At 70.0% G+C, this 22,125-nt stretch carries 26 protein-coding genes; 21 read left to right on the plus strand and 5 right to left on the minus strand.

Annotated elements, in window-relative coordinates:
• Positions 1–450: 450 nt before the first annotated feature.
• The 5 genes from rpe (at position 451) to OG730_RS33480 (ending at position 3,619) form a co-directional block, all read left to right on the plus strand.
• Positions 451–1,137, plus strand: coding sequence for a ribulose-phosphate 3-epimerase (gene rpe, locus OG730_RS33460; protein WP_327307728.1), 687 nt, complete (start codon positions 451–453; stop codon positions 1,135–1,137).
• 138 nt (positions 1,138–1,275) lie between these two features.
• Positions 1,276–2,289, plus strand: coding sequence for a sugar-binding transcriptional regulator (locus tag OG730_RS33465; RefSeq protein ID WP_442815226.1), 1,014 nt, complete (start codon positions 1,276–1,278; stop codon positions 2,287–2,289).
• Between the two features lie 136 nt (positions 2,290–2,425).
• On the plus strand, positions 2,426–2,650 hold the full coding sequence (locus OG730_RS33470; protein ID WP_250741347.1) for a hypothetical protein: 225 nt from the start codon (positions 2,426–2,428) through the stop codon (positions 2,648–2,650).
• A gap of 232 nt (positions 2,651–2,882) precedes the next feature.
• On the plus strand, positions 2,883–3,185 hold the full coding sequence (locus tag OG730_RS44360; protein WP_442815101.1) for a guanyl-specific ribonuclease: 303 nt from the start codon (positions 2,883–2,885) through the stop codon (positions 3,183–3,185).
• Positions 3,182–3,619, plus strand: a complete 438-nt coding sequence (locus OG730_RS33480) for a barstar family protein (protein WP_327307731.1) — start codon at positions 3,182–3,184, stop codon at positions 3,617–3,619. Before OG730_RS44360 ends, OG730_RS33480 begins: the two co-directional genes overlap by 4 nt.
• Before the next feature lie 96 nt (positions 3,620–3,715).
• On the opposite strand, the gene OG730_RS33485 is transcribed toward OG730_RS33480, so the two are convergent.
• From OG730_RS33485 to OG730_RS33505, 5 genes are all read right to left on the minus strand, one after another.
• On the minus strand, positions 3,716–4,195 hold the full coding sequence (locus OG730_RS33485; protein ID WP_327307732.1) for a group II truncated hemoglobin: 480 nt from the start codon (positions 4,193–4,195) through the stop codon (positions 3,716–3,718).
• Entirely contained in the window at positions 4,192–4,521 is a 330-nt protein-coding gene (locus tag OG730_RS33490; protein ID WP_327307733.1) for a putative quinol monooxygenase, read from the minus strand. The genes OG730_RS33485 and OG730_RS33490 overlap by 4 nt, the downstream gene beginning before the upstream one ends.
• 90 nt (positions 4,522–4,611) lie before the next feature.
• Positions 4,612–5,109, minus strand: a complete 498-nt coding sequence (locus OG730_RS33495; RefSeq protein ID WP_327307734.1) for an ATP-binding transcription factor AbmR — start codon at positions 5,107–5,109, stop codon at positions 4,612–4,614.
• Between the two features lie 88 nt (positions 5,110–5,197).
• Positions 5,198–6,841 (minus strand): FAD-dependent oxidoreductase, encoded by a 1,644-nt coding sequence (locus OG730_RS33500; RefSeq protein ID WP_327309530.1) that lies wholly within the window; start codon positions 6,839–6,841, stop codon positions 5,198–5,200.
• A 116-nt stretch (positions 6,842–6,957) separates the two neighbouring features.
• A complete protein-coding gene (locus tag OG730_RS33505) occupies positions 6,958–7,230 on the minus strand; it encodes a UBP-type zinc finger domain-containing protein (RefSeq protein WP_266876491.1) in 273 nt (90 codons plus the stop codon).
• Positions 7,231–7,525: 295 nt separating this feature from the next.
• On the opposite strand from OG730_RS33505, the gene OG730_RS33510 reads away from it, so the two are divergent.
• The 16 genes from OG730_RS33510 to OG730_RS33585 all read left to right on the plus strand — a co-directional run bounded on the left by OG730_RS33510 (position 7,526) and on the right by OG730_RS33585 (position 22,112).
• Positions 7,526–8,350 carry a type 1 glutamine amidotransferase domain-containing protein gene (locus OG730_RS33510; protein ID WP_327307735.1) on the plus strand — a complete coding sequence of 275 codons (825 nt, stop codon included), beginning with the start codon at positions 7,526–7,528 and terminating at the stop codon, positions 8,348–8,350.
• Positions 8,351–8,403: 53 nt separating this feature from the next.
• Positions 8,404–10,059 (plus strand): thiamine pyrophosphate-binding protein, encoded by a 1,656-nt coding sequence (locus OG730_RS33515; RefSeq protein ID WP_327307736.1) that lies wholly within the window; start codon positions 8,404–8,406, stop codon positions 10,057–10,059.
• A 59-nt stretch (positions 10,060–10,118) separates the two neighbouring features.
• Positions 10,119–10,550: a nuclear transport factor 2 family protein gene (locus OG730_RS33520; RefSeq protein ID WP_327307737.1), complete on the plus strand. Its 432-nt coding sequence runs from the start codon at positions 10,119–10,121 to the stop codon at positions 10,548–10,550.
• A gap of 32 nt (positions 10,551–10,582) precedes the next feature.
• Positions 10,583–11,038: a nuclear transport factor 2 family protein gene (locus OG730_RS33525; RefSeq protein WP_327307738.1), complete on the plus strand. Its 456-nt coding sequence runs from the start codon at positions 10,583–10,585 to the stop codon at positions 11,036–11,038.
• A 13-nt stretch (positions 11,039–11,051) separates the two neighbouring features.
• Complete coding sequence (locus tag OG730_RS33530) at positions 11,052–11,423, plus strand: nuclear transport factor 2 family protein (protein ID WP_327309531.1); 372 nt, start codon at positions 11,052–11,054, stop codon at positions 11,421–11,423.
• An 11-nt stretch (positions 11,424–11,434) separates the two neighbouring features.
• On the plus strand, positions 11,435–13,039 hold the full coding sequence (locus tag OG730_RS33535) for a GMC family oxidoreductase (RefSeq protein WP_327307739.1): 1,605 nt from the start codon (positions 11,435–11,437) through the stop codon (positions 13,037–13,039).
• The gene (locus OG730_RS33540) at positions 13,032–13,688 is read left to right on the plus strand and encodes a DJ-1/PfpI family protein (RefSeq protein ID WP_327307740.1); all 657 of its coding nucleotides are present in this window, start codon (positions 13,032–13,034) and stop codon (positions 13,686–13,688) included. Before OG730_RS33535 ends, OG730_RS33540 begins: the two co-directional genes overlap by 8 nt.
• 8 nt (positions 13,689–13,696) lie before the next feature.
• Positions 13,697–14,122: a VOC family protein gene (locus tag OG730_RS33545; RefSeq protein ID WP_327307741.1), complete on the plus strand. Its 426-nt coding sequence runs from the start codon at positions 13,697–13,699 to the stop codon at positions 14,120–14,122.
• 1 nt (position 14,123) lies between these two features.
• Positions 14,124–15,944, plus strand: coding sequence for an AGE family epimerase/isomerase (locus tag OG730_RS33550; RefSeq protein ID WP_327307742.1), 1,821 nt, complete (start codon positions 14,124–14,126; stop codon positions 15,942–15,944).
• Between the two features lie 36 nt (positions 15,945–15,980).
• Positions 15,981–16,325, plus strand: coding sequence for an STAS domain-containing protein (locus tag OG730_RS33555; RefSeq protein ID WP_327307743.1), 345 nt, complete (start codon positions 15,981–15,983; stop codon positions 16,323–16,325).
• The gene (gene glgX, locus OG730_RS33560) at positions 16,322–18,457 is read left to right on the plus strand and encodes a glycogen debranching protein GlgX (protein ID WP_327307744.1); all 2,136 of its coding nucleotides are present in this window, start codon (positions 16,322–16,324) and stop codon (positions 18,455–18,457) included. The genes OG730_RS33555 and glgX overlap by 4 nt, the downstream gene beginning before the upstream one ends.
• A 60-nt stretch (positions 18,458–18,517) precedes the next feature.
• Positions 18,518–18,829 (plus strand): STAS domain-containing protein, encoded by a 312-nt coding sequence (locus OG730_RS33565; RefSeq protein WP_327307745.1) that lies wholly within the window; start codon positions 18,518–18,520, stop codon positions 18,827–18,829.
• Between the two features lie 5 nt (positions 18,830–18,834).
• Entirely contained in the window at positions 18,835–19,299 is a 465-nt protein-coding gene (locus tag OG730_RS33570; RefSeq protein ID WP_327307746.1) for an ATP-binding protein, read from the plus strand.
• A complete protein-coding gene (locus OG730_RS33575; protein WP_327307747.1) occupies positions 19,281–20,540 on the plus strand; it encodes a PP2C family protein-serine/threonine phosphatase in 1,260 nt (419 codons plus the stop codon). The genes OG730_RS33570 and OG730_RS33575 overlap by 19 nt, the downstream gene beginning before the upstream one ends.
• A complete protein-coding gene (locus OG730_RS33580) occupies positions 20,540–21,292 on the plus strand; it encodes an AAA family ATPase (protein ID WP_327307748.1) in 753 nt (250 codons plus the stop codon). The genes OG730_RS33575 and OG730_RS33580 overlap by 1 nt, the downstream gene beginning before the upstream one ends.
• 79 nt (positions 21,293–21,371) lie before the next feature.
• On the plus strand, positions 21,372–22,112 hold the full coding sequence (locus OG730_RS33585) for a type 1 glutamine amidotransferase domain-containing protein (RefSeq protein WP_327307749.1): 741 nt from the start codon (positions 21,372–21,374) through the stop codon (positions 22,110–22,112).
• Positions 22,113–22,125 lie beyond the last annotated feature (13 nt).

A 22,125-nucleotide genomic window follows, 5' to 3' on the forward strand; every position in this document is an offset into this window, starting at 1 on the left:
CAGGAAGCTCAGTCACCACACACGCGCGGGGCGATCAGAGCATCCAGGGCCGGGCGTCTGGACACCCTTCCCGTGACGGTCGCCCGCCACCACGAGCGAGAGGGGGACATGCAGCCCCTCGGAGTCGGTGGGCGCGACAGATCGCTACACACTCCCGCTCGGCTTAGCGACTAACCGCCGTCCCTGGCTGATCTGGACGGGGTGTCCGGGACGGGCCGGAGTCCGGGAGGTTGTCGCGGAGGTCTTCGGCGCGGCCTGCCGGAGCCGTGTATGGATGGCCATCAGCCGGAGAGGGCCCACAAGGAAGCGACTGGGCCGCTCCTCCCCTCCTCCCTCCCGGGCTCCCCCCCCGGACCATGCCAACGTCACAGATCGGCCCGCAGCACGAGCCCAGCACCCCACTTCCGGGGTAGTGGCCGGAAGGCGTTGGCGGCATGGCACGCTTGGGGCATGGCCGTTCAGATCAATCCCAGCATCTTGTCCGCCGACTTCGCCCGACTCGCCGAGGAGGCGAAGGCCGTTCAGGGGGCCGACTGGCTGCATGTCGACGTCATGGACAATCACTTCGTCCCGAACCTCACGCTGGGCGTGCCGATCGTGGAGTCGCTGAGCCGGGCGACGGACATCCCGCTCGATCTGCACCTCATGATCGAGGACCCCGACCGCTGGGCCCCCCAGTACATCGAGGCCGGTGCCGGCTCCGTGACCTTCCACGCCGAGGCCGCCGCCGCGCCCGTGCGGCTCGCGCGGGAGATCCGGGCCAAGGGGGCGCGGGCGTCGATGGCGCTGAAGCCGGCGACGCCCATCGAGCAGTACGAGGACATCCTTCCCGAGCTCGACATGCTGCTGATCATGACCGTGGAGCCCGGCTTCGGCGGTCAGCCCTTCCTCGACATCATGCTGCCCAAGATCCGCCGCACCCGGGAGCTGATCTCCAGGCACGGTCTGGAGCTGTGGCTCCAGGTCGACGGAGGCGTCTCCGCCACGACCATCGAGCGGTGCGCGGAGGCGGGCGCGGACGTGTTCGTGGCGGGCAGCGCGGTCTACGGAGCGGTGGATCCGGCGGCAGCCGTACGCACGCTGCGTGACCAGGCGGGTGCGGCGATCGCCGCTGCGCCCTGGGCATGCAGCCACTGAGACAAGGCTTGGTGAACAGCTCGGTGAACGGGAGCTGTCCAGGCTGATCAACGGCCGTCGGATCTGACAGGATGAACGGCGAGTCGAGAGTGTGAACACGATGGTGTGAACAGCAGTGAGGAGAACGCGGTGTCTGCAATGTCGGCGGGACGGTCAGCCCTGCGGATGGGACCCGCGGAGCTCGTGCAGGCGGCGGCCATGGCGCGCCGCTTCTACCTGGAGGGGAAGTCCAAGATCCAGATCGCCGAGGAGTTCGGCGTGAGCCGCTTCAAGGTGGCCCGGGTCCTGGAGACCGCTCTGGAGCGCGATCTCGTACGCATCGAGATCCGCGTACCGGCGGAGCTGGACGCGGAGCGGTCCGACGCGCTGCGCGCCCGGTACGGGCTGCGGCACGCCGTGGTCGTGGAGTCTCCGGCCGATGCCACCGAGGACGCGCCGGACCCGGAGAACCTGGGTGCCGTAGCCGCCGATCTGCTGGGTGAGCTCGTCAACGAAGGGGACGTGCTGGGTCTCGCGTGGGGGCGGTCGACCATTCACATGGCCGCCTCCCTGCACCGCCTGCCTCCTTGCACCGTCGTCCAGCTGACGGGCGTCTACGACGCCGGTACGGCCGAGCGCGGGTCCGTGGAGGCCGTGCGCAGGGCCGCGCAGGTGTCGGGCGGCGATGCCCACCCGATCTACGCCCCGATGCTGCTGCCCGATCCGGCCACCGCGGCCGCCCTGCGGAACCAGACGGGGATCGCGCGGGCCTTCGAGTACTTCGACAAGGTGACGGTCGCCGCCGTCTCCATCGGGTCCTGGGAGACGGGCATCTCTACCGTCCACGACATGCTGAGCGACGAGGAGCGGGCGCACTACGCCTCGCTGGGTGTCGCGGCCGAGATGTCCGCCCATCTGTTCGACGCCCAAGGGCGCCGGGTCGGGCGGGACCTCGGCGAGCGGTGCATCACCGTGGAGGCGGACCGGCTGCGCCGGATCCCCGAGGTCGTGGCCATCGCCGGCGGGCTGCGCAAGGCGTCCGCGATCGGGGCGGTGCTGCGCTCGGGACTCGTGACCAGTCTGGTCACCGACACCGCCGTAGCGGACTATCTGCTGACCGAATCGGAGCCCGGTCTGCGGCCGGCGCTGGAGCGGGCCGACCCCGACGAGTGATTGTTCGGATTGGTCCGATTGTCCGGACGAATGCCGGTCAAACGCGGGCACGTGAGGTTCGCCGATGCGGATGGTGCCGTAATTGAGATCCGAACGGCGGACCGTTCGACGGCCTGCTGGGCGCATACTGGGTGCAATGACAAAGTCCGCAGTACCTCGCCGCCATCTGCCGTCCAGCCCGTTCAAGGCCCCCGTGGAAGCGCCCCTCCGGCACTTCAGCGTCGGCGACCGGGTTTCTCACGATGAGCACGGCCTCGGCCGTGTCGTCGCCATTGAGGAGGGGATCGCTGTCCTCGTCGAATTCGGGCCTGAGGTCCGTAAGCGCATCCTGAGTCCGTACACCAAGATGTCCGCCCTCTGAAGACACCGCGCGACTCGCGGGAGAATCGGATATTTGGCACGATCGGTGCATGATCTTTCGGAACGTGCCCCGATCGTTGCTGCGTGTGCTGGGGGCCGTGTTCCTCTGCGCGGCGCTGGTCGGTGCGGTGGGTTGCAGCGGGAAGAAACCCGCGCCTGCCGCGGCCACCAGTACGAGCGCGAGCGCCGGCTCCGGCGTTGACGTTGCCCCGAGCGGGGCGGCGAGTTCCGCCGTGCCGACGCCCGGATGGGCGAAGGGCATGGCGACGGTACGGGCCTCGGCATTGCCGCAGCAGGCCCGGGACGTGCTGACGCTGATCGACAAGGGCGGGCCGTACCAGTACCGGCAGGACGGGACCGTCTTCGGCAATTTCGAGAAGGTCCTGCCGCAGAAGAAGCGCGGCTACTACCACGAGTTCACCGTGAGGACGCCCGGTGAGCGGGACCGTGGGGCCCGGCGGATCGTGACCGGTGGGGGCGGGGAGTTCTTCTACACGGACGACCACTACGAGACCTTCAAGGCGGTTCTCCGATGACCTTGGACCCGCGGCCCCTGGCCCCCGCGCTCGAAGCGGCCGAGGCCGCCGGGTGGGCGACCGTACGGCTGGATCTGGACGGCGTACGGAGCAAGGCCGAGCTGATGCGGCGGTGTGGCGGCGCGCTGCGGCTGCCGCCGTGGGTCGGGGGGAACTGGGATGCCCTGTCGGATGCGCTGAGGGATCTGTCGTGGTTGCCGGCGGCGCCGGGGCGGCTGATCGCGGTGACCTCTTGGCGGGGGTACGCGGAGGCTCGGCCTGCGGACTGGGAGACGTTGCGGGAGGTCTTGGAGGAGGCCGTCGATTTCTGGCGGGCGGACTCCGGGGGCGAGGGTGACGGGCCGGTGCTGACGGTGCTGCTCGCCGAGTCCGGCCCTGGGCCGGCTGCCGGGGCTCCGCCCCGGGCCCCGCGCCTCAAGCGCCGGCGAGGCTGACGGATTCGGGGCTCCGCCCCGGACCCCGCGCCTCAGACGCCGGCGAGGCTGGAGGTGCCCCGGCGGAGCCCGGGGGCTCCGCCGGGGGGCCTGGAATCAGGACTTCGGGATCCAGGGTGGGGTCTGGCCCCAGGACCAGACCGGGATGTCGGCCGCGTCGACCGGGGGTGGGTTGGGGCCCGAGTAGATCAGGGCCATGCGGGTGCCCCACTCGATGTAGTACGCGAAGACCGCGCGGAACTCCGGGTCCGTGGGCAGGCCCACCTCGTCGGCCGTGTCCGTCAGCAGGTCCACCCAGCGGCGGCGCTGCTGTTCGGTGATGCCGCGGCCCAGGTGCTTGGTGGCCATGTGCTGGTGGCCGCCGTGGGAGGCGGTGTACTGCTTCGGGCCGCCGAAGACCTCCGCCAGCCAGACCGCCACGTGCTGCGGGTGCTCGGAGTCCATGCCGGCGAAGACCGGGGCCAGGATCTCGTCCCGCAGGGCGTGCGCGTAGAAGACGTCCGTGAGGCGGTTCATCGCCTCTTCGCCGCCCATCCATGCGTAGATGGTGGGCGTGGTGTCGGGTGTGGTGCTCATGACGGGGTGGAAGCCTTTCCGGGGCCGGCCACCTTGGTGACGAGGTAGTGCTGCATTTCCTCGATGGCCGTGACGTACGGGCGGATCGCCGTGAAGAACGCGGGGAAGTGCTCGCCCTTGCGGAATCCGTTCAGGTGGGCGTCGATCGAGGTCCAGCGGATGCGGAGGATGTAGCGTTCGGGCTCCTCCTCGCAGCGGGCGAGTTCGTAGTCGACGCACTCCGGCGAGGCGGCCAGGGCCTCGGAGGCCCTGACGTACGCGTCCTCGAAAGCCGGCTGGTCGTCCAATGCGATCCGGTAGCGGATGTATTCGACGGTGGTGGTCATGGTGCGGCCTCTCCCTGGGGTCGGGCGTTGATCGCCGGTGGTCCGTGCCAGGCTCGCGCGATCTTGCGGGCGCGGGGAGATCTTTCGCCGTTATGACCCGGACTTCTGGGAGTCGGCGAGGTCCGGACCCTCGGCGCGGACCTGCTGGACCCGGTCCAGGGACTCGCGCAGGTCCGTCAGCCAGGTGTCGGTGTTGCGTCCGACGAGGCGCACGCACCAGGCCAGGGCGTCGGCGCGGCTGCGGGCGACCCCGCCCGCGACCAGGGTGTCGAGGACCTGGCGCTCGGGCTGGCGCAGGCGGGTCATGACCGGGACCGCGAGGTGGGTGAAGAGGGTCAGCTCCTCGCCCGACCGGGCGGCCCAGGACACCTTGCGGCGGTAGAGCTCCTCCGCCTGCCGGGCGACCTCCACGCGCTGTTCGCGGGTGCGCTCGCGGAAGGCCGCGACCGATTCGGTGGCGGGGATCTCACCGACCACGGTGATCTCCTCCCGGTCGACCGTGACCGAGAGGAGCGAGGCGTAGACGTCCACCGGCAGGTGCTCGGCGAACCAGGTGCGGAGCTGTTCGTTCTGCTCGGATGTAATCATGTAATCAACGGTGCGTCCGGGCCGGGCTTGATCGCAAGTGGGTCGGTGCGATGTTCGCTCTCAGCCCAGGAGGATCAGCCCAGAGGGGTCAGCCCATCGAGCGGTAGCGGTGGATCAGGGAGACCGCCATGGCTCCCTCGCCCACGCCCGAGGCGACGCGTTTGACCGAGTGGGCCCGTACGTCCCCGGCCGCGAAGACGCCGGGGACGCTGGTCTCCAGCGGGTACGGGGCGCGCTCCAGGCTCCATTCCTCCGGGAGTTCGCCGCCGTTCGAGATGAGGTCCGAGCCGGTGAGCACGAAGCCGTACTCGTCCCGTTCCACCACCCCGGCCAGCCACCCCGTGTGCGGGCGGGCGCCGATGAAGGTGAACATGAAGCGGGCCGGGACCTCCTTGTCCTCCCCGGTCTCGGAGTTGTGGAGCGTCAGGCGTTCGAGGTGGTCCTCGCCGTGCAGGCGGACGACCGTCGTGCGGACCCGCACCTCGATGTTGGGGGTGCGCTCGATCTCGTCGATGAGGTAGCGGGACATGCTGTCGTCGAGCGAGGCCGCGCGGACCAGGATCGTGACCCGGGCGGCGTACTTGGCGAAGTGCACGGCGGCCTGGCCGGCCGAGTTGGCCCCGCCCACGATGAACACGTGCTGCGAGATGCACGCGGAGCTCTCCGTGGTCGCGGCGCCGTAGTAGAGCCCGGCGCCCTCGAAGCGGTCGGCGCCGGGGGCGTCCAGCCGGTTGTACGAGACCCCGGTGGCCAGGAGCACCGTCTCGGCGCTGATCTCCGTGCCGTCCGCCAGGGTCAGGATCTTCGCCGGGTCGTCGCGGGTCAGCGAGGTCACCTCCACCGGGTGCAGGATCTCCGCGCCGAAGCGGGAGGCCTGGATGGTGGCGCGGCGGGTCAGGTCGCCGCCGGAGAGGCCCGAGGGGAAGCCGAGGTAGTTCTCGATCAGGCTGGAGGTGCCGGCCTGGCCGCCCGGGGCGCGGGAGTCCAGCATGAGCGTGGACAGGCCCTCGGAGGCCGAGTAGACCCCGGCCGCGAGGCCTGCCGGGCCCGCGCCGACGATGACGCACTCGTAGTGCGGGCGCGAGGCGGTGGTGGCCAGGCCCAGGCGCTGGGCGAGCTGCGTGTCCGTAGGCGCGGAGACCACCGAGCCGTCCGGGAAGCGGACCAGGGGCAGGGCGGCGTCGGGCTGGGCGGCGGCGATCACGGTCAGGGCCTCGGGGTCCCGTTCCACGTTGAGGAAGCGGAAGGGCTGGCCGTTGCGGGTGAAGAAGTCCCGGACGGCGTGGGTGCCGGGGGAGACCAGGTGACCCGCGACGATGATCCCGTCGTACGCCGGGCGGTAGGTGGCCAGCCAGTCGGAGAGCAGGTCGTCCAGGACCGGGAAGAGCCGCTCGTGCGGGGGGTCCCAGGGCTTGAGCAGGTAGTAGTCCAGGCGGACCCGGTTGATGGCGGTGATCGCCGCGTCCGTCTCGGCGTACGCGGTGAGGAGCACGCGGCGGGCGTCGGGGAAGCGGCTGACGGCCTCCAGCAGGAACTCGACCCCGGTGACGTCCGGCATCCGCTGGTCCACGAGGAACAGCGCCGGGTCGTGGCCGCGCTCGTCGAGGGAGTCCAGGATCTTGAGCGCGTCGGCGGCCGAGGAGGCGCCGAGCACCCGGTAGCGGTCGCCGTACGCGCTGCGCAGGTCGCGGCGGACGGCGCGCAGCACCTGCGGGTCGTCGTCCACGGCCAGGATGACCGGCTTGCGGTTCTCCGCGCGGGCCGCGGCTTCGGCGGTCGCGGAGGTGGTGCTCGTGGGCGCGTTGGCCGTGGGCGGGGTGCCCGCGGTGGCGCTCTCCGGGGCCGTGCTCACGCCGGGTCCAGCATCAGCTTGTCGGCGTAGCACCAGGCCCAGTCCTCGCCGGGCTCGTGGGAGGCGGCGATGGGGTGCCCGGTGGTCCCGTAGTGCCTGGTGGCGTGACGGTTCTTCGAGGAATCGCAGCAGCCGACGTGCCCGCAGCTCAGGCACATCCGCAGGTGCACCCAGGCGTCACCGGAGACGAGGCACTCCTCGCAGCCCTCGGTGCCGGGTTTCACCGGACGTATCGACTCGATGTGGGTGCACAACAGGTCCATCGTCATCGTCCCCGTCCCTCTCTCGCGCTCTCGCGCCCTCGCGCTTCGCGCCCGTGATTGCGGCGCGCCCGTGATTCCGGGGCGTCCAGACCATAAGGCGGAGCCCCGGCGACGGTTCAGTGATTCGGACGAAGTCAGGTAGTCCGGAAGCTACTTCATGACATCGCCGGACGACTTCCTGAGGTGCCCCCATGACCTGGGCGACTACCTCACGAAGTCGCACACCAGCGCTTTGACGGAACCCCCGGGCGCGGCCAGTGTGGGGGACGCCAACGACAACAGGCGGCGCCTGGAGGAATCCGTGAGCAGAAAGATTCTGGTCATTGTCTCCGAACACGGTTACTGGGCCGAGGAACTGATCGGCCCCGTATCGCAGTTCGACGAGCAAGGCTATGAAGTCGTATTCGCCACGCCGACCGGAAAGCGTGCCCACGCTCTCCCGCCGAGCCTCGACGCGAACTACATCGATCCTCCGCTGGGACGCTCGGTCACCACCGAGGAGAACGCCCGGCTGGGCCGGGAGTTCGAGCAGTCGAGCCGGCTCGACTCCCCCCTCGACATCGAGGCCTTGGCCCCCGAGCGCCCGTACACGAGCGACTCGGCCTATCTGCCCAAGCTCGAGCAGTACCACCGCGATCTGGACAAGCTCCAGGCCGACATCGCCGGCTTCGACGCGGTGCTCATCGTGGGAGGCAGCGGTCCGATCGTCGACCTCGCCAACAACGAGCGCGTGCACGCCCTGATCCTCGCCTTCAAGAACGCGGGCAAGGTCGTCGCCGCCGAGTGCTACGGCGTCGCCTGCCTGGCCTTCGCCCGGGACTGGGGCGACCGGCGCAGCATCATCTGGGGCAAGCACGTGACCGGCCACTGCAAGGAGTACGACTACAAGGACGGCACCGGATTCCTCGGTACCGATTTCAACATGGGGCCGCCGCCGTATCCGCTGGAGTACATCCTGCGCGATGCGACCGGGCCGCGCGGCGCGTACATCGGGAATTTCGGCCACCCCCTTTCGGTGATCGTCGACTTCCCCTTCGTGACCGGTCGTTCGACCCCCGACTCATATCTCACGGGGCAGAAGATCGTGGAAGTCCTGGAGAACGGTCTCACTCGGTACGGCTGGTAATTCCGGTAACTCCGGCAATCCGGAACGACGGTACGCAAAGGAGGGGGAGTTCGATGAGTTCTGGAGCCACTCCCGGACGGGAAAGGCTGATCGACCAGTTCAAGGCCGACGGCCTGAACGTCATGTTCGGAAATCCGGGGACGGTGGAACAGGGATTCCTCGACGCGGTCGACGCGGCGGAGGACTTCCACTACGTCCTCGCCCTCCAGGAGACGGTGGCCGCCGGCATCGCCGACGGCTACGCCCGGGCCACCGGCGGGGCGGCCCTGCTCCAGCTCCACTCCGGGGTGGGGCTGGGCAACGGCATCGGCATGCTCTACCAGTCGCTGCGGGGCCACACCCCGCTCGTCGTGGTCGCCGGCGACGCCGGGGTGCGCTACGACGCCATGGACGCGCAGATGGCGTCCGATCTGGTGGCGATGGCGAAGCCGGTGACCAAGTACGCGACCCGGGTCACCGACCGGCACTCCGTGCTCCGCACGATCCGCCGCGCGGTGAAGATCGCCCTGACCCCGCCGCGCGGCCCGGTGTTCGTGGCGCTGCCGATGGACGTGCTGGACGAGCTCAACTCCGAGCTCGTCCTGCCCGCCGCGGTGCCGCTCACGGACGTGGCGCCCTCGCCCGCCTCGGTGGGGCGGGCGGCGGAGCTGCTGGCCTCCGCCGAGCGGCCGGTCGTCCTCGTCGGGGACGGGGTCGCGCTCTCCGGGGCGCAGCGCGAGCTCGTCGCCGTCGCCGAGCTGCTCGGCGCCGACGTGTACGAGGTCGACTCCTCCGAGGTGAACATCGCGGCCTCGCACCCGCTGCGCCGCGGTCAGACGGGCCACATGTTCGGCCCGCACAGCAAGGAGCTGATCGGTCGGGCGGACGGGGTGCTGATCGTCGGCACCTACGTCTTCCCCGAGGTGTTCCCGGAACTGGAGAGCCCCTTCCGGGCCGGCGCGCGGGTCGTGCACATCGACCTGAACGCCTACGAGATCGCCAAGAACCACCCGGTGGACCTCGGGCTCGCCGCCGATCCCCGGCAGGCGCTGCGCGCGCTGGCCGGCGTACTGGAACACGTGCTCACCCCCGCGCAGCGGGCGGCGGCGGCCGGGAGGCTGGACGCGCGGACCCGGGAGCGGGTGCGCACGGACCAGACCGAGCGGGAGGCCAAGGAGGCGGACGGTTCGCCGATGGCGGTCTTCCTGCGGACCCTGGCCGAGCGCACCGGCGGGGACCTGATCGTCTTCGACGAGGCGCTGACCACCTCTCCGCTGGTCACCCGGTACCTGCCGCCGGAGCGGCCGGGCGACTACCACCTCACCCGGGGCGGATCGCTGGGCGTGGGCTTCCCGGGCGCGGTCGGCGTCAAGCTGGCCCGGCCGGAGCGGACCGTCGTCGGCTTCGCGGGCGACGGCGGCTCGATGTACACCTACCAGGCGCTGTGGACCGCGGCCCGGCACGGCATCGAGGCGAAGTTCGTGGTCTGCAACAACCGCAAGTACCGGCTGCTGGACGACAACATCGCCCAGTACTGGCGGGAGCGGGAGATTGCGCAGCACGGCTTCCCGGGCTCCTTCGACCTCTCGCACCCCGAGATCGACTTCGCCGCCCTGGCCCGGTCGCTCGGGGCGGGCGGGATGCGGGTGGAGAAGCCCGACGAGGCGATCGCCGCCGTGGGCCGGATGCTCGCCCATCCCGGGCCGTTCCTGGTCGACATACAGATCTGACACCGCCGGATCTGACGCACGGACCCCACGCAGAGCACGGACAGACAGGAGGAGACCGCATGCCCGCCGAGCGGCTGACCGAGGACGCGATCCGCGCCTTCGCCGAGAAGTGGTACGTGGCCCTGGACCAGCACGTCCAGCCGGACCAGGTGCTGGCCCTGATCACCGAGGACCTGGAGTTCAAGGTCCCGGAGGACACCTTCGTCGGCCACCAGGGCTTCGGCCGCTGGTACGAGGCGGTCACGAACCGCTTCTTCGACGAGGTGCACACGGTCACCAAGGTGGAGCCCGTCATCGAGGGGGACCGGGCGATCGTCCGGGTCCTCGTCAACTGGCAGGCCAAGATCTGGGACCCGCCGGCCGCCCGCAGCGTGTGGCTGGGCTTCGACGCCGACCAGACCTGGACCGTGGTCGCCGGCCCCGACGGGCCGCTGATCCGGCAGTACACCGTCAACGACCTGGCGCCCATGCCCGGCTCCGCCTCCCTCTGAGCGCCGGACTGATCGCCGAAGGAGAAGCGACGATGACCGAAGTGACACGGGAGCGGGTCGAGGCGGCGTACCGCGCCCTCGGCTCCGGCGACCGGGCCAGGATCCTGGAGTACTACGCGGAGGACCTGCGCTGGCAGGTCCCCGGCAACCATCCGCTCGCGGGCTGGTACGAGAGCCTGGACGCCTTCCTGGAGCTGATGGGCCAGACCCACAAGCTCACGGGCGGCACCTTCCGCATGGACATCGAGGCCGTCCTCGTCGGCGAGGACTGCAGCGCGGACGTCTGCCGCAACGTCGCCGTGCGCGGCGGTGCCGACGAGTCGAGCGGGTCCCCGTACGAGCGGATGGACTACCCGGTCTTCCACTTCATGCGCTGGCGGGGCGGCCGCATCGTCGAGGGCCACGACGGGCTCTTCGGCGACACGGCCACCGCCTTCAGCCAGTTCTGGGCGCCCTTCGCGCCCGACGGAACCCGCAGGGACCAGTAGGGGGTTGAGCGCCATGGACGCGCGGCAGATCTTGCAGAAGTACTACGAGTACGCCAACGCCGGTGACTGGGACAGCTGGTGCGACCTGTTCGCCGAGGACCAGGTCATGGACGAGCAGCTCGCCGGCCACATCGAGGGCCTGGACACGCTGCGGTCGATGATGAAGGGCATGGGGACCATGTACCGGGTCTTCCGCAACGAGCCCGTGCACTTCCTCGTCGACGGGGAGAAGGCCGCGGCCGTCTCCCACCTGACCGCGGTCACCCCCTCCGGGGACGGGATCGAGGCCGAGGTCATGAACTTCTTCCGGATCGTGGACGGAAAGATCGCCTACATGGCGAACTACCACGACACGGTTCCCTTCCAGGTCCTCGGCCAGGGCTGAGGGGGCGCGCGATGGCCGTGGATGAGTACGACTACATCGTCGTGGGATCCGGCACCGCCGGCAGCGTCCTCGCGAACCGCCTCTCCGAGGACCCGGACGTCACCGTCCTGGTCCTGGAGGCGGGGGCGGGCCGCATCCCTCCCGAGGTGGACGATCCGTCCTCCTGGTACAAGCTGCTCGGCGGGCCCGTCGACTGGGGTTACACCAGCGTCCCGCAGCCCGGCCTGGACGGCCGCCGCACCTACGAACCGCGCGGCAAGGCCCCCGGCGGCAGCAGCAACCTCTACATCATGATGCACATCCGGGGCCACGCCTCGGACTTCGACAACTGGGCCTACCAGGGCGCGGCGGGCTGGGCCCACGAGGACGTACTGCCCTACTTCTCGCTGCTGGAGGGCCAGGAGGACGCCACCGCGCCCACCACCGGCACCCGCGGGCCGCAGCGGATCACCCACGCCGGGCGGCACGGCCCCAACCCGGTCTCCCGGGCCTTCATCGACGCCGCGGTCGAGCTCGGTCACGAGGAGATCGCCGACTTCAACACCGACGGGCCGCGGCGCGGACTCTTCGGCACCGGCTGGCACCACATCGACGTGGCCGACGGCCGCCGCCAGGGCGTCCTCGCCGCCTACCTGGAGCCGGCGCTGGACCGCTCGAACCTGACCCTGCGCACCAGTGCGCAGAGCACCCGGCTGCTCTTCGACGGGGACACCTGCACGGGTGTGGAGTACGTCCAGCTCCAGGCCCCCGCCCAGATTCCCGGGCGGACGGTGCGGGACGGGCACAGCACGGCGTCCGAGCCCGGGCTGCACACCGTACGGGCCCGCCGAGAGGTGATCGTGGCCGCCGGGGCGATCGAATCGCCGAAGCTGCTGCTGCTCTCCGGGATCGGGCACCCCGAGCAGCTGCGCGAGCACGGCATCGGGACCGTCGCCGCCCTGCCCGGGGTCGGCGAGAACTTCCACAACCACGTACTGACCGGGCTGATGGCCGAGGTCACCCAGGAACTGCCGCCGCCCGCACAGAACTTGTCGGAGAGCGCGCTGTTCCTCTCGTCCCGGCCCGGGCTGCCGGCGCCGGACCTGCAGATCGCCTTCGTCCACGTGCCGTTCGACGTGATCGTCGGCCAGGACCACCCGAACACGGTGTCCATCCTGCCCGGCGTCGTCCGGCCCGTCTCGCGGGGCTGGATCAAGCTGGCGAGTGCCGATCCGCTGGCCCACCCGCTGATCAACCCGAACTACCTGGGCGACCGCTGGGACCTGGAGCGGATGGTCCAGGGCGTCAAGACCGCCCGGGAGCTCTTCGCGACCTCCGCCTTCTCGCCCTGGTACAAGCAGGAGCTCCAGCCCGGACCCGGCTACGTGTCCGACGAGGACCTGCGCACCTTCGTGAAGCAGAAGTCGGAGAGCTACCACCACCAGGCCGGCTCCTGCCGGATGGGCATCGACGACCTCTCCGTCGTCGACCCGGAACTGCGGGTGCACGGCGTACGGAACCTGCGCGTCGTCGACGCGAGCGTGATGCCCGCCGTCCCGTCGGGCAACTGCCACACCGCCATCGCGATGATCGCCGAGCGCGCGGCGGACTTCCTGAAGGGAGTGTCCCGTGCCTGATGTGGTCCTGCGCGAGGGCGCGCTGACCGGAACCCGGATCGCGGTCCTGGTCGAGAGCGACTTCTACGAGCCGGAGATCTTCTACTACGGCCACCGGTTCGCGGAGGAGGGCGCCGAGGTCGACTTCCTGACCCGGCTGTGGGGCAACGACTCCATCACCTTCTCCGGGCACGAGTACCGGGCGCCGTTCACCGCCACCCAGTCCCTGGAGGGGCTGAGCGACGAGGACCTGCGGCGCTACTCGGCGATCATCGTGCCCTCGGGCATGGTGGCCGACCGGCTGCGCTACACCGAGGACGTGGACGTACTGGCCCCGGCGACGGAGCTGCTGCGCCGGGCCTTCGAGGAGCCGACGGTCCTCAAGGGGATCATCTGCCACGGCATGTGGCTGGCCGCCTCGATCCCGGACAAGGTGCGCGGCCGCAAGGTCGTCTGCCACAACAACCTCATCGGCGACGTCCGGAACATGGGCGGCGAGTACGTGGACGAGGACGTGGTCGTCGACGGCGACCTGGTCACCGGCCGCACCGGGGCCCACCACCACCTGTTCGCCCGCCGGATCATCGAGCTGATCGCCGCCGACCGGGGCGCGCGGGGCGCTCGGGGAGCGGGAGCGGGGAGCGTACCGGGCGCGCGGGGCACCGCCTGATGGCCCCGATGGTCTGGTCGCACGTGGGCCTGAACTGCGCCGACCAGAAGACCACCGAGGAGTTCTACACCCGGTACTTCGGCTTCGCCCGGGCCCGGGTGGTCGACCTCGGAGACGCACAGATCATCTTCCTCCGCCAGGGGGACGTGTACCTGGAGCTCTTCGCGGCCGGCACCGAGCCGGGCGACACGGCACAGCACGACGGGCCGGCGGCGCCGGGCCGGATGCGTCACCTGGCCTTCCAGACCGACAGCGTGGACGGCTTCCTGGCCACGCTCGGCGACGCGGCCGAAGTGACCCTGGGGCCACTGGACTTCGACGACTTCATCTGCGGGTGGCGGACCGTGTGGGTCCGCGATCCCGACGGGGTGATCGTCGAGGTCAGCCAGGGATTCGAGGACGAACACGGTCAACACGACAAGGACGGTGCATGACATGGCGGACGCCGTGAGCTTCTCCTTCTCCGACACGATCGCCGGCTACGTCGGCCGCTTCGACTCCGGGTCCCGGCTGCTGAGGCTGAAGACCTCGGACGGCCGCGAGTTCGACGTCTCCCTGGCCGGGGACCCCAGCGCCGAGCTGGTCCGCAACCTGGACGAGCCGTACATCGACGCCTCCGGGCACATCGACGAGATGCTCTCGCCGGGACGGTTCCTCTACGTCTACGGGGTGCACTACCCCGAGCAGGGCGGCCGCTTCGAGGCCAAGCGCCTGGTGTTCCTGGGCCGCGGGGCCGAGGACTACCGCTTCGAGGAGCCCAGCTGGTGGATCAAGCAGATCGAATCGCTGGCCGACTTCTACAAGCGGGCGCAGTTCGGCGACGGGCCGGTGGACTTCACCGACTACCGCACCGAGATCCGGCTCGGCGGTGACAAGACCGCCAGTCATGTCCAGGAGACCGACACGATCTCCCGCCTGGTCTACGGCATGGCCTCGGCCTATCTGCTGACCGGCAAGGACGAGTACCTGGAGGTCGCCGAGCGCGGCACCGAGTACCTGCGCAAGCACATGCGCGTCGTGGACAGCGAGGAGGACGTGGTCTTCTGGTACCACGGCATCAGCGTGGACGGGGACAGCGAACGCAAGCTGTTCACCTCGGAGTTCTCCGACGACTACGACGCGATCCCGATGTACGAGCAGATCTACGCGCTGGCCGGCCCGATCCAGACCTACCGGATCACCGGTGACATCCGGATCAAGAACGACGCGGACGCCACCATCCGGCTGTTCGACAAGTTCTTCAAGGACCCGGAGCAGGGCGGCTACTACTCGCACATCGACCCGATCCTCTTCAGCGCCGACCACGAGTCCCTCGGGGAGAACGCGGAGCGCAAGAACTGGAACTCGGTCGGCGACCACGCGCCCGCGTACCTGATCAACCTGTACCTGGCGACCGGGGAGCAGCGCTACGCGGACTTCCTGGAGTACACCTTCGACACGATCGCCGACAAGTTCCCGGACTACAAGAACAGTCCCTTCGTCCAGGAGCGCTTCTTCCGCGACTGGTCCCACGACACCGCGCACAGCTGGCAGCAGAACCGCGCGGTCGTCGGCCACAACCTCAAGATCGCCTGGAACCTGATGCGGATGAACTCGCTGAAGGCCAAGCCGGCCTACGAGGAGCTCGCCCGCAAGATCGGCGAGATCATGCCGGCCGTCGGCAGCGACGTGCAGCGCGGCGGCTGGTACGACGTGGTCGAGCGCGTCAAGTCGGGGGACGAGGAGACGTATCGTTTCGCCTGGCACGACCGCAAGGCCTGGTGGCAGCAGGAGCAGGCGATCCTCGCCTACCTCATCCTGAACGGCACCGTCGGCGGCGACGCGAACCTGCGCGAGGCCCGGCAGGCGCAGGCCTTCTACAACACCTTCTTCCTCGACCACGACGAGGGTGCCGTCTACTTCAACGTGCTCGCGAGCGGGACCCCGTACCTGCTCGGGACCGAGCGGCTCAAGGGCAGCCACTCGATGTCCATGTACCACTCGGCGGAGCTCTGCTACCTGTCCGCCGTCTACAACAACCTGCTCATCAACGGCCGGGAGATGGACTTCCACTTCCAGCCCGACCCGACGAACCTGCCCGACCGCGTGCTGCGCGTCTCGCCCGACCTGCTCCCCGCCGGCTCGGTGCGGATCGCGTCCGTCGAGATCGACGAGAAGCCGTACACGGACTTCGACGCCGACGCGCTCACCGTCCGGCTGCCCGACGTACAGGGCCGGGTCAAGGTCAAGGTCCGGCTCCGCCCGACCGCCCAGTAGCGCTCAACGGGGGCGCCCCACCCAGAGGGGAAAGCAATGACCCTGAACGTGAAGGAACGCCGCAACAAAGCGGGAACCGTGCTCGTCGCCATCGGCGAGATCAACAGCGAGACCTCCGGAGCGCTGCTGCAGACGCTGCTGCCGCTGGTCCGCGAGGGCAGGCCGCTGCGCATCGACCTGACGGCCGTCACCTACGTCTCCAGCGCCGGGCTGCGCACCCTGCTCGTCGTCTACCGCGAGGCCCAGCACGCCGGGGTCGCCGTCACCCTCTACGGGGTGAGCGAGGAAGTCCGGTTCGTCATGTCGGCCACCGGCTTCCTCGACTTCTTCTCCACCGGAGAGGCCGCCGCGGCGGCCTCCAAGGCCAAGGCCGTCCGATGAGCGAGTCGGCCTCCGAACAGGTGCTGCGCGTCGACGCGTACCCGACCCACGAGGTGGGCGGGTTCCGCGTCCGCGCCGGCAAGCCGTTCCCCTTCGGGGCCAACGTGGTCCCCGGCGGGGTCAGCTTCTCCGTCTTCTCCGACCAGGCCACCTCCATGACCCTGGTCCTCTACAAGCGCGGAGAGCCCGAGCCGATGGCCGAACTGGAGTTCCCCCAGGAATTCCGCACCGGCAGCGTCTTCGCCATGACGGTCTTCGGCCTCGACCACGAGAACATCGAGTACGGGTACCGGGCCGACGGCCCCTACGACCCCGTCACCGGCCACCGCTTCGACGCCCGCCAGGTGCTCTCCGACCCGTACGCCCGGCTGATCGCCGGCCGTGACGTGTGGGGCGTGGAGCCGGACCGCAGCCGCGGCTACCAGTACCGCTCCCGCGTCTGCCTCCAGGACTTCGACTGGGGCGACGACACCCCGCTGGGCATCCCCGCCGAGGACCTCGTCGTGTACGAGACCCACGTGCGCGGCTTCACCCGGCACCCCTCCTCGCAGGTCACCGCCCCCGGCACCTTCGCGGGGCTGCGGGAGAAGATCCCGTACCTGAAGGAGCTCGGGATCAACTGCATCGAGCTGCTGCCGGTGTTCGAGTTCGACGAAAGCGACAACCCGCGCACCAACCCGGAGACGGGCGAGCAGCTCTTCGACTACTGGGGCTACAACACCGTCTCCTTCTTCGCCCCCAAGGCCGGCTACGCGGCCACCGGACGCTACGGCATGCAGGGCGACGAGTTCCGCACCCTGATCAAGGACCTGCACGCGGCGGGCATCGAGGTCATCCTCGACGTGGTCTTCAACCACACGGCCGAGGGCAACGAGCACGGCCCGACGATCTCCTTCAAGGGGCTCGACAACGCCACGTACTACATGCTCACGCCCGAGGGGTACTACTTCAACTTCAGCGGCACCGGCAACACGGTCAACTGCAACCACCCCGTCGTGCGCAACTACGTGCTCGACTGCCTGCGCCACTGGGTCGCCGACTACCACATCGACGGGTTCCGCTTCGACCTCGCGGCCATCCTCGGCCGCTCCCCGGACGGCACCCCGCTGCCCAACCCGCCGCTGCTGGAACTGCTCGCCTACGACCCGGTGCTGCGGCACACCAAGCTCATCGCCGAGGCCTGGGACGCCGGCGGCCTCTACGAGGTCGGCAACTTCCCGGCGTACGGCCGCTGGGCGGAGTGGAACGGCAAGTACCGCGACACCGTGCGCAGCTTCCTCAAGGGCGACCCCGGGGTCACCGGGGAGCTCGCCACCCGGCTCGCCGGCTCGCCCGACCTCTACTCCAGCCGCGGGACCTCGGCATCGGTCAACTTCCTGACCGCGCACGACGGTTTCAGCCTGGCCGACCTGGTCTCGTACAACGACAAGCACAACGACGCCAACGGCGAGGGCAACAACGACGGCGGCAACGACAACGCCAGCTGGAACTGCGGAGCCGAGGGACTGACCGACGATCCCGAGGTCAACGCGCTGCGGCTGCGGCAGATGAAGAACGCCCTGGCCATCCTCTTCACCAGTCAGGGCATCCCGATGCTGCTGTCCGGCGACGAGGTGGCGCGCACCCAGCAGGGCAACAACAACACGTACTGCCAGGACAACGAACTGTCCTGGTTCGACTGGAGCCAGGTCGACGAGAACTCCGAACTGCTCCGGTTCACCCGGGAGATGATCGCCTTCCGCAAGCACCACCGCGAACTGCGCTCCACCTCCCACCCCACCGGACAGCTCCGCGACACCCTCGGACTGCCCGACATCAGCTGGCACGGGGAGCGGGCCTGGCAGCCCGACTGGTCGGCGGAGAGCCGGCTGCTGGCGGTCGCCCGCTGCGGCACCGGTGACGACGACGTGGTGTACGCGGCCATGAACTCCCACTGGGAAGCGCACGACCTGGAACTGCCCGCCCTCCCGGGCGGCCGCAGCTGGCACCTCTTCGCGGACACCGGGGCCGAGGCCCCGCACGACATCCGCACCCCCGGCGCCGAACTCGAACTGGAGAACGCCGGCAAGTACCTCATCGGTCCGCGCTCGGTCGTGATCCTCGTCGGCCGCACGCCCGACGCCGAGCTCTAGCCGGCGACCGAGCTCCGGCCTACGGCCAAGCTCCAGTCCACGCACCGAAGGAGACCTGACATGCCGCTTTCCGTGTCCCTGAGCATCGAGGGCGACACCACCGTGATCGAGCTCGAGGGCGAACTCGACGCCAAGACCGCGCCGGACTTCCACCAGACCATAGAGAAGGCCGCCGGCCACGGCACCAGCACCGTCGAGATCCGCATGGCCGGCGTCGGCTACATGGCCAGCGCCGGACTGCGCTCCCTGGTCTTCGCCCAGCAGAAGGTGGGGGAGCACGTCACCATCAAGGTGGTCGGCGCCATCGAGCCCGTCGCCCGGACCATCCGGACGGCCGGGCTCGACCGCAGCATCGTGCTCTCCGACGACTGACCCCGATGGACGAGGCGGTCAAGACGGCGAGGACGTCCGCCGAACTGGAAGTGCCGGCCACCCTGGCGGCACTGGGCGACATCGCCGCGCTCGTCCTGCGGCTGGCCGGGAGCGCGGGCCTGGGCAAGGGTGCCGCGTACCGGATCCGGCTGGCCGTGGACGAGCTGGCCACCAACATCGTGATGCACGGGTACCGGGGCGGCGACGGACGGATCACCGTCCGGGGCCGCTCCGGGCCGGGCCGGGTACGGATCTCCATCGAGGACCGAGCCCCGGCCTTCGACCCGGTCCAGGGGCGACTGCCGCCCGAACCGCACACCGCTCCCGAGCGGCGCCGGATCGGCGGACTCGGCATCCACCTCGCACTGACCAGCGTGGACGAGTTCGACTACGTACGCAGGGACGGCCGCAACATCAGCACGCTGACTGTGATGGCTGAGGGGACGGACCCATGCCCTCCACGACCGTGATCATCCTCGACGAGTACCCGCCGCCTCCCCTCGAACTCCTCGGAGCACTGGAGGAGATGGGGGCGGCACTCGTCCCGCGCACGCTGGCCGAACTACTGGCCGGCCCACTGGAGGAGCTGCCCGAAGCGGACGTACTGCTCGCCCCGGCCCAGGCCGACGGGGACTCCGTACGGACCGCCGTGCGCCGGCTGCGCCGCTGGGCCGGAGCCCCCATCGTCGTCGTGTGGACCGTGACGGAGTTCGCCGCGCTGGAGGCGCACGTCCGGATCGGGCACGACTACCTCGTACCCCCCTTCCTGCCCGCCCTCGTCGGGGCCCGGCTGCACAGCTGCTCGGAGCGCGCCGGACTCGGGCGCACCCTGCGCGAAGCCGACGCCCGCGCCGAACTCATGGGCTACGAAAAGGAGTTGGAGATCGGCCGGGAGATCCAGGCCGGCTTCCTGCCGGAATCGCTGCCGGTCCCCGAGGGCTGGGAGATCGACGTGTGCTTCCGGCCCGCCCGGCAGGTCGCCGGGGACTTCTACGACGTCTTCGAACTCTCCCGCGGCAGACGCCTGGCCTTCGTCGTCGCCGACGTCTGCGACAAGGGGGTCGGCGCCGCGCTCTTCATGGCGCTCATCCGCTCCCTGCTGCGGCACACCGCCGAGAACAGCGGCCTCCAGCACCTGGTGGCCGCCGGCCGCACCGGCAACAGCCGGCGCATACCCGTGGTCGGCGCCACCCCGCTGCTCAACGCGGTCACCGCCACCAACGGCTACCTGACCCGCAACCACCTGCGGCAGGGCTACTTCGCCACCCTCTTCTTCGGGGTGCTCGACCCGCTCACCGGATCCCTCGTCTACATCAACGGCGGCCACAACCCGCCGCTGCTGCTGGACGCGGACGGTGGCGAGCCCCGCACGCTGGAGGTCACCGGCCCCGCCGTCGGGGTGCTCCCGGACTGTGTGTACACGCTCGGCTACGCCCAGTTGAACCCCGGTGACACGCTCTTCGTGTTCACCGACGGAGTGCCCGAGGCGCGCTGCCCCAGCGGCAGCTTCCTCGGCGACGAGCGGATGCTGCAGCTGCTGTCCGGCCCCCCGGTCAGCGGCAGGGAGGTGGTTCACCGGATGGACACGGCCGTACGCGAACACACCGGAACAGCCGAACAGCACGACGACGTCACCATGCTGGCCCTGCACCGGCCACGCGCGGCGCGGGGGCCGCACGCGGGCGGGGCCGATCGCCAGGTCGTGGCCTGATGACCCGGACCATCGTGGTGCACTCGTACCGCGGCGGTACCGGAAAGTCCTCGGTGCTGGCGAACCTGGCCCTGCTCCTGGCGGCCGAGGGACGCCGGGTGGGGGTGATCGACACGGACATCCAGTCGCCCACCCTGGACCTGCTCTTCCGGCTCCGCCCCGGCCCGTCACTGGCCGACTACCTGCTCGGCCGGTGCGAGATCGAGGCCGCCGCCCAGGAGGTCACCACGAGCTGCGGCCGCGGTCTGTACGTCGTACCGGCGCGGACCGGGACGGCGGCCTTACGAGAACTCATGACCACCGGCTACGACGTGGGGCTGCTGCCCGAGGGCTTCGACCGGCTGGCCGTGCACCACGCCCTGGACGTCCTGCTGCTCGACACCCACGCCGGACTCAACAACGAGTCGGTCACCGCGATGGCCAGCGCCGACGTCCTGCTGATCATGGCCCGGGCCGACCGGATCGACCTCCTCGGCGTCGAGGAGACCATCGCCCTGACCGGCCGGCTCGCCTGCCGGCGGACCCTGGTGATGAGCATGGCGCCCGAGGGCATCGACCGGGAGGCCGCAAGGCGGCGGGCCGAGGAGGTCTACCGCACGCCCCTGGCCGGAATCCTTCCCTACGTTCCGGAAATGGCGGCCCTCTACGGGGAACGCATATTTTCCGAAGCCCATCCCGACCACCCCCTGGTCGGTGAATTCCGCACCATCATCTCGGCGTTGGACGCACGTGACGAAGTATCGCGTGCCTGACGCCTCCCCCTTACGCCCCTAGCGAGGGGCGTGTTGAATCGGCAGCGAATCCAGCGCAGCCAGATAGAGGAGAAGAGTCATGAAGATTCTCGTCGTCATGACGGCCAAGGCCACGCTTCATCTGCTGGACGGGGAACAACACCCCTCGGGCTTCTGGGCCGAGGAATTCGCCGTTCCCTACACCCTCTTCAAGAACGCGGGCCACACCGTGGACGTGGCGACGATCGCGGGCGAGACCCCGACGGTCGACGCGACCAGCATCGACCCCCAGTTCCTCCAGTGGGTCCGCCCCCAGGGCTCCGCCGACACGGACACGGCCAGCGCCGCGGAGTACACCCGCGTCATAGAGAACTCCCCGCAGCTGAGAAACCCGATCGCCCTGGAGACCCTGGGCGAGAAGGACATCGCCGACTACGACGGCATCTACATCAGCGGCGGCCACGGGGCCATCGGGGACCTGCCCAAGTCCGACGAGCTCGCCCAGATCCTGCGCTGGGCCATCGCCCAGGACAAGCCCCTGGCCACGGTCTGCCACGGGCACACCGCCCTGCTGGCCCTGCGCGACGGCGAGGGCCAGTGGCCCTTCGCGGGCTACCGGATGACCGCCTTCTCGCACAGCGAAGAGCTCGTCACCAACATGGCCGGCCGCCTCCCGCTGATCCTGGAGGCCGAACTCACCCGGCTCGGCGCCCGCTACGAGAAGGCCGACGCGATCTGGGACTCGCACGTGGTGGTGGACCGCAAGCTCACCACCGGCCAGAACCCCTACTCCTCCAAGGCCCTCGCGGAGACGTTCTTAACCCAGCTCGCGCGGGGCTAGCCGAAGCGCCCTG

This window comes from Streptomyces sp. NBC_01298 (assembly GCF_035978755.1).
GTDB lineage: Bacteria > Actinomycetota > Actinomycetes > Streptomycetales > Streptomycetaceae > Streptomyces.

Excerpts from the sequence above, each read along its gene's own strand:
- rpe (WP_327307728.1), top strand. The coding sequence starts at position 451 with ATGGCCGTTCAGATCAATCCCAGCATCTTGTCCGCCGACTTCGCCCGA.
- OG730_RS33465 (WP_442815226.1), top strand. The coding sequence starts at position 1,276 with ATGTCGGCGGGACGGTCAGCCCTGCGGATGGGACCCGCGGAGCTCGTG.
- OG730_RS33470 (WP_250741347.1), top strand. The coding sequence starts at position 2,426 with ATGACAAAGTCCGCAGTACCTCGCCGCCATCTGCCGTCCAGCCCGTTC.
- OG730_RS33480 (WP_327307731.1), top strand. The coding sequence starts at position 3,182 with ATGACCTTGGACCCGCGGCCCCTGGCCCCCGCGCTCGAAGCGGCCGAG.
- OG730_RS33485 (WP_327307732.1), bottom strand. The coding sequence starts at position 4,195 with ATGAGCACCACACCCGACACCACGCCCACCATCTACGCATGGATGGGC.
- OG730_RS33490 (WP_327307733.1), bottom strand. The coding sequence starts at position 4,521 with ATGACCACCACCGTCGAATACATCCGCTACCGGATCGCATTGGACGAC.
- OG730_RS33495 (WP_327307734.1), bottom strand. The coding sequence starts at position 5,109 with ATGATTACATCCGAGCAGAACGAACAGCTCCGCACCTGGTTCGCCGAG.
- OG730_RS33505 (WP_266876491.1), bottom strand. The coding sequence starts at position 7,230 with ATGACGATGGACCTGTTGTGCACCCACATCGAGTCGATACGTCCGGTG.
- OG730_RS33515 (WP_327307736.1), top strand. The coding sequence starts at position 8,404 with ATGAGTTCTGGAGCCACTCCCGGACGGGAAAGGCTGATCGACCAGTTC.
- OG730_RS33520 (WP_327307737.1), top strand. The coding sequence starts at position 10,119 with ATGCCCGCCGAGCGGCTGACCGAGGACGCGATCCGCGCCTTCGCCGAG.
- OG730_RS33525 (WP_327307738.1), top strand. The coding sequence starts at position 10,583 with ATGACCGAAGTGACACGGGAGCGGGTCGAGGCGGCGTACCGCGCCCTC.
- OG730_RS33530 (WP_327309531.1), top strand. The coding sequence starts at position 11,052 with ATGGACGCGCGGCAGATCTTGCAGAAGTACTACGAGTACGCCAACGCC.
- OG730_RS33535 (WP_327307739.1), top strand. The coding sequence starts at position 11,435 with ATGGCCGTGGATGAGTACGACTACATCGTCGTGGGATCCGGCACCGCC.
- OG730_RS33545 (WP_327307741.1), top strand. The coding sequence starts at position 13,697 with ATGGTCTGGTCGCACGTGGGCCTGAACTGCGCCGACCAGAAGACCACC.
- OG730_RS33550 (WP_327307742.1), top strand. The coding sequence starts at position 14,124 with ATGGCGGACGCCGTGAGCTTCTCCTTCTCCGACACGATCGCCGGCTAC.
- OG730_RS33555 (WP_327307743.1), top strand. The coding sequence starts at position 15,981 with ATGACCCTGAACGTGAAGGAACGCCGCAACAAAGCGGGAACCGTGCTC.
- glgX (WP_327307744.1), top strand. The coding sequence starts at position 16,322 with ATGAGCGAGTCGGCCTCCGAACAGGTGCTGCGCGTCGACGCGTACCCG.
- OG730_RS33565 (WP_327307745.1), top strand. The coding sequence starts at position 18,518 with ATGCCGCTTTCCGTGTCCCTGAGCATCGAGGGCGACACCACCGTGATC.
- OG730_RS33570 (WP_327307746.1), top strand. The coding sequence starts at position 18,835 with ATGGACGAGGCGGTCAAGACGGCGAGGACGTCCGCCGAACTGGAAGTG.
- OG730_RS33575 (WP_327307747.1), top strand. The coding sequence starts at position 19,281 with ATGCCCTCCACGACCGTGATCATCCTCGACGAGTACCCGCCGCCTCCC.
- OG730_RS33580 (WP_327307748.1), top strand. The coding sequence starts at position 20,540 with ATGACCCGGACCATCGTGGTGCACTCGTACCGCGGCGGTACCGGAAAG.
- OG730_RS33585 (WP_327307749.1), top strand. The coding sequence starts at position 21,372 with ATGAAGATTCTCGTCGTCATGACGGCCAAGGCCACGCTTCATCTGCTG.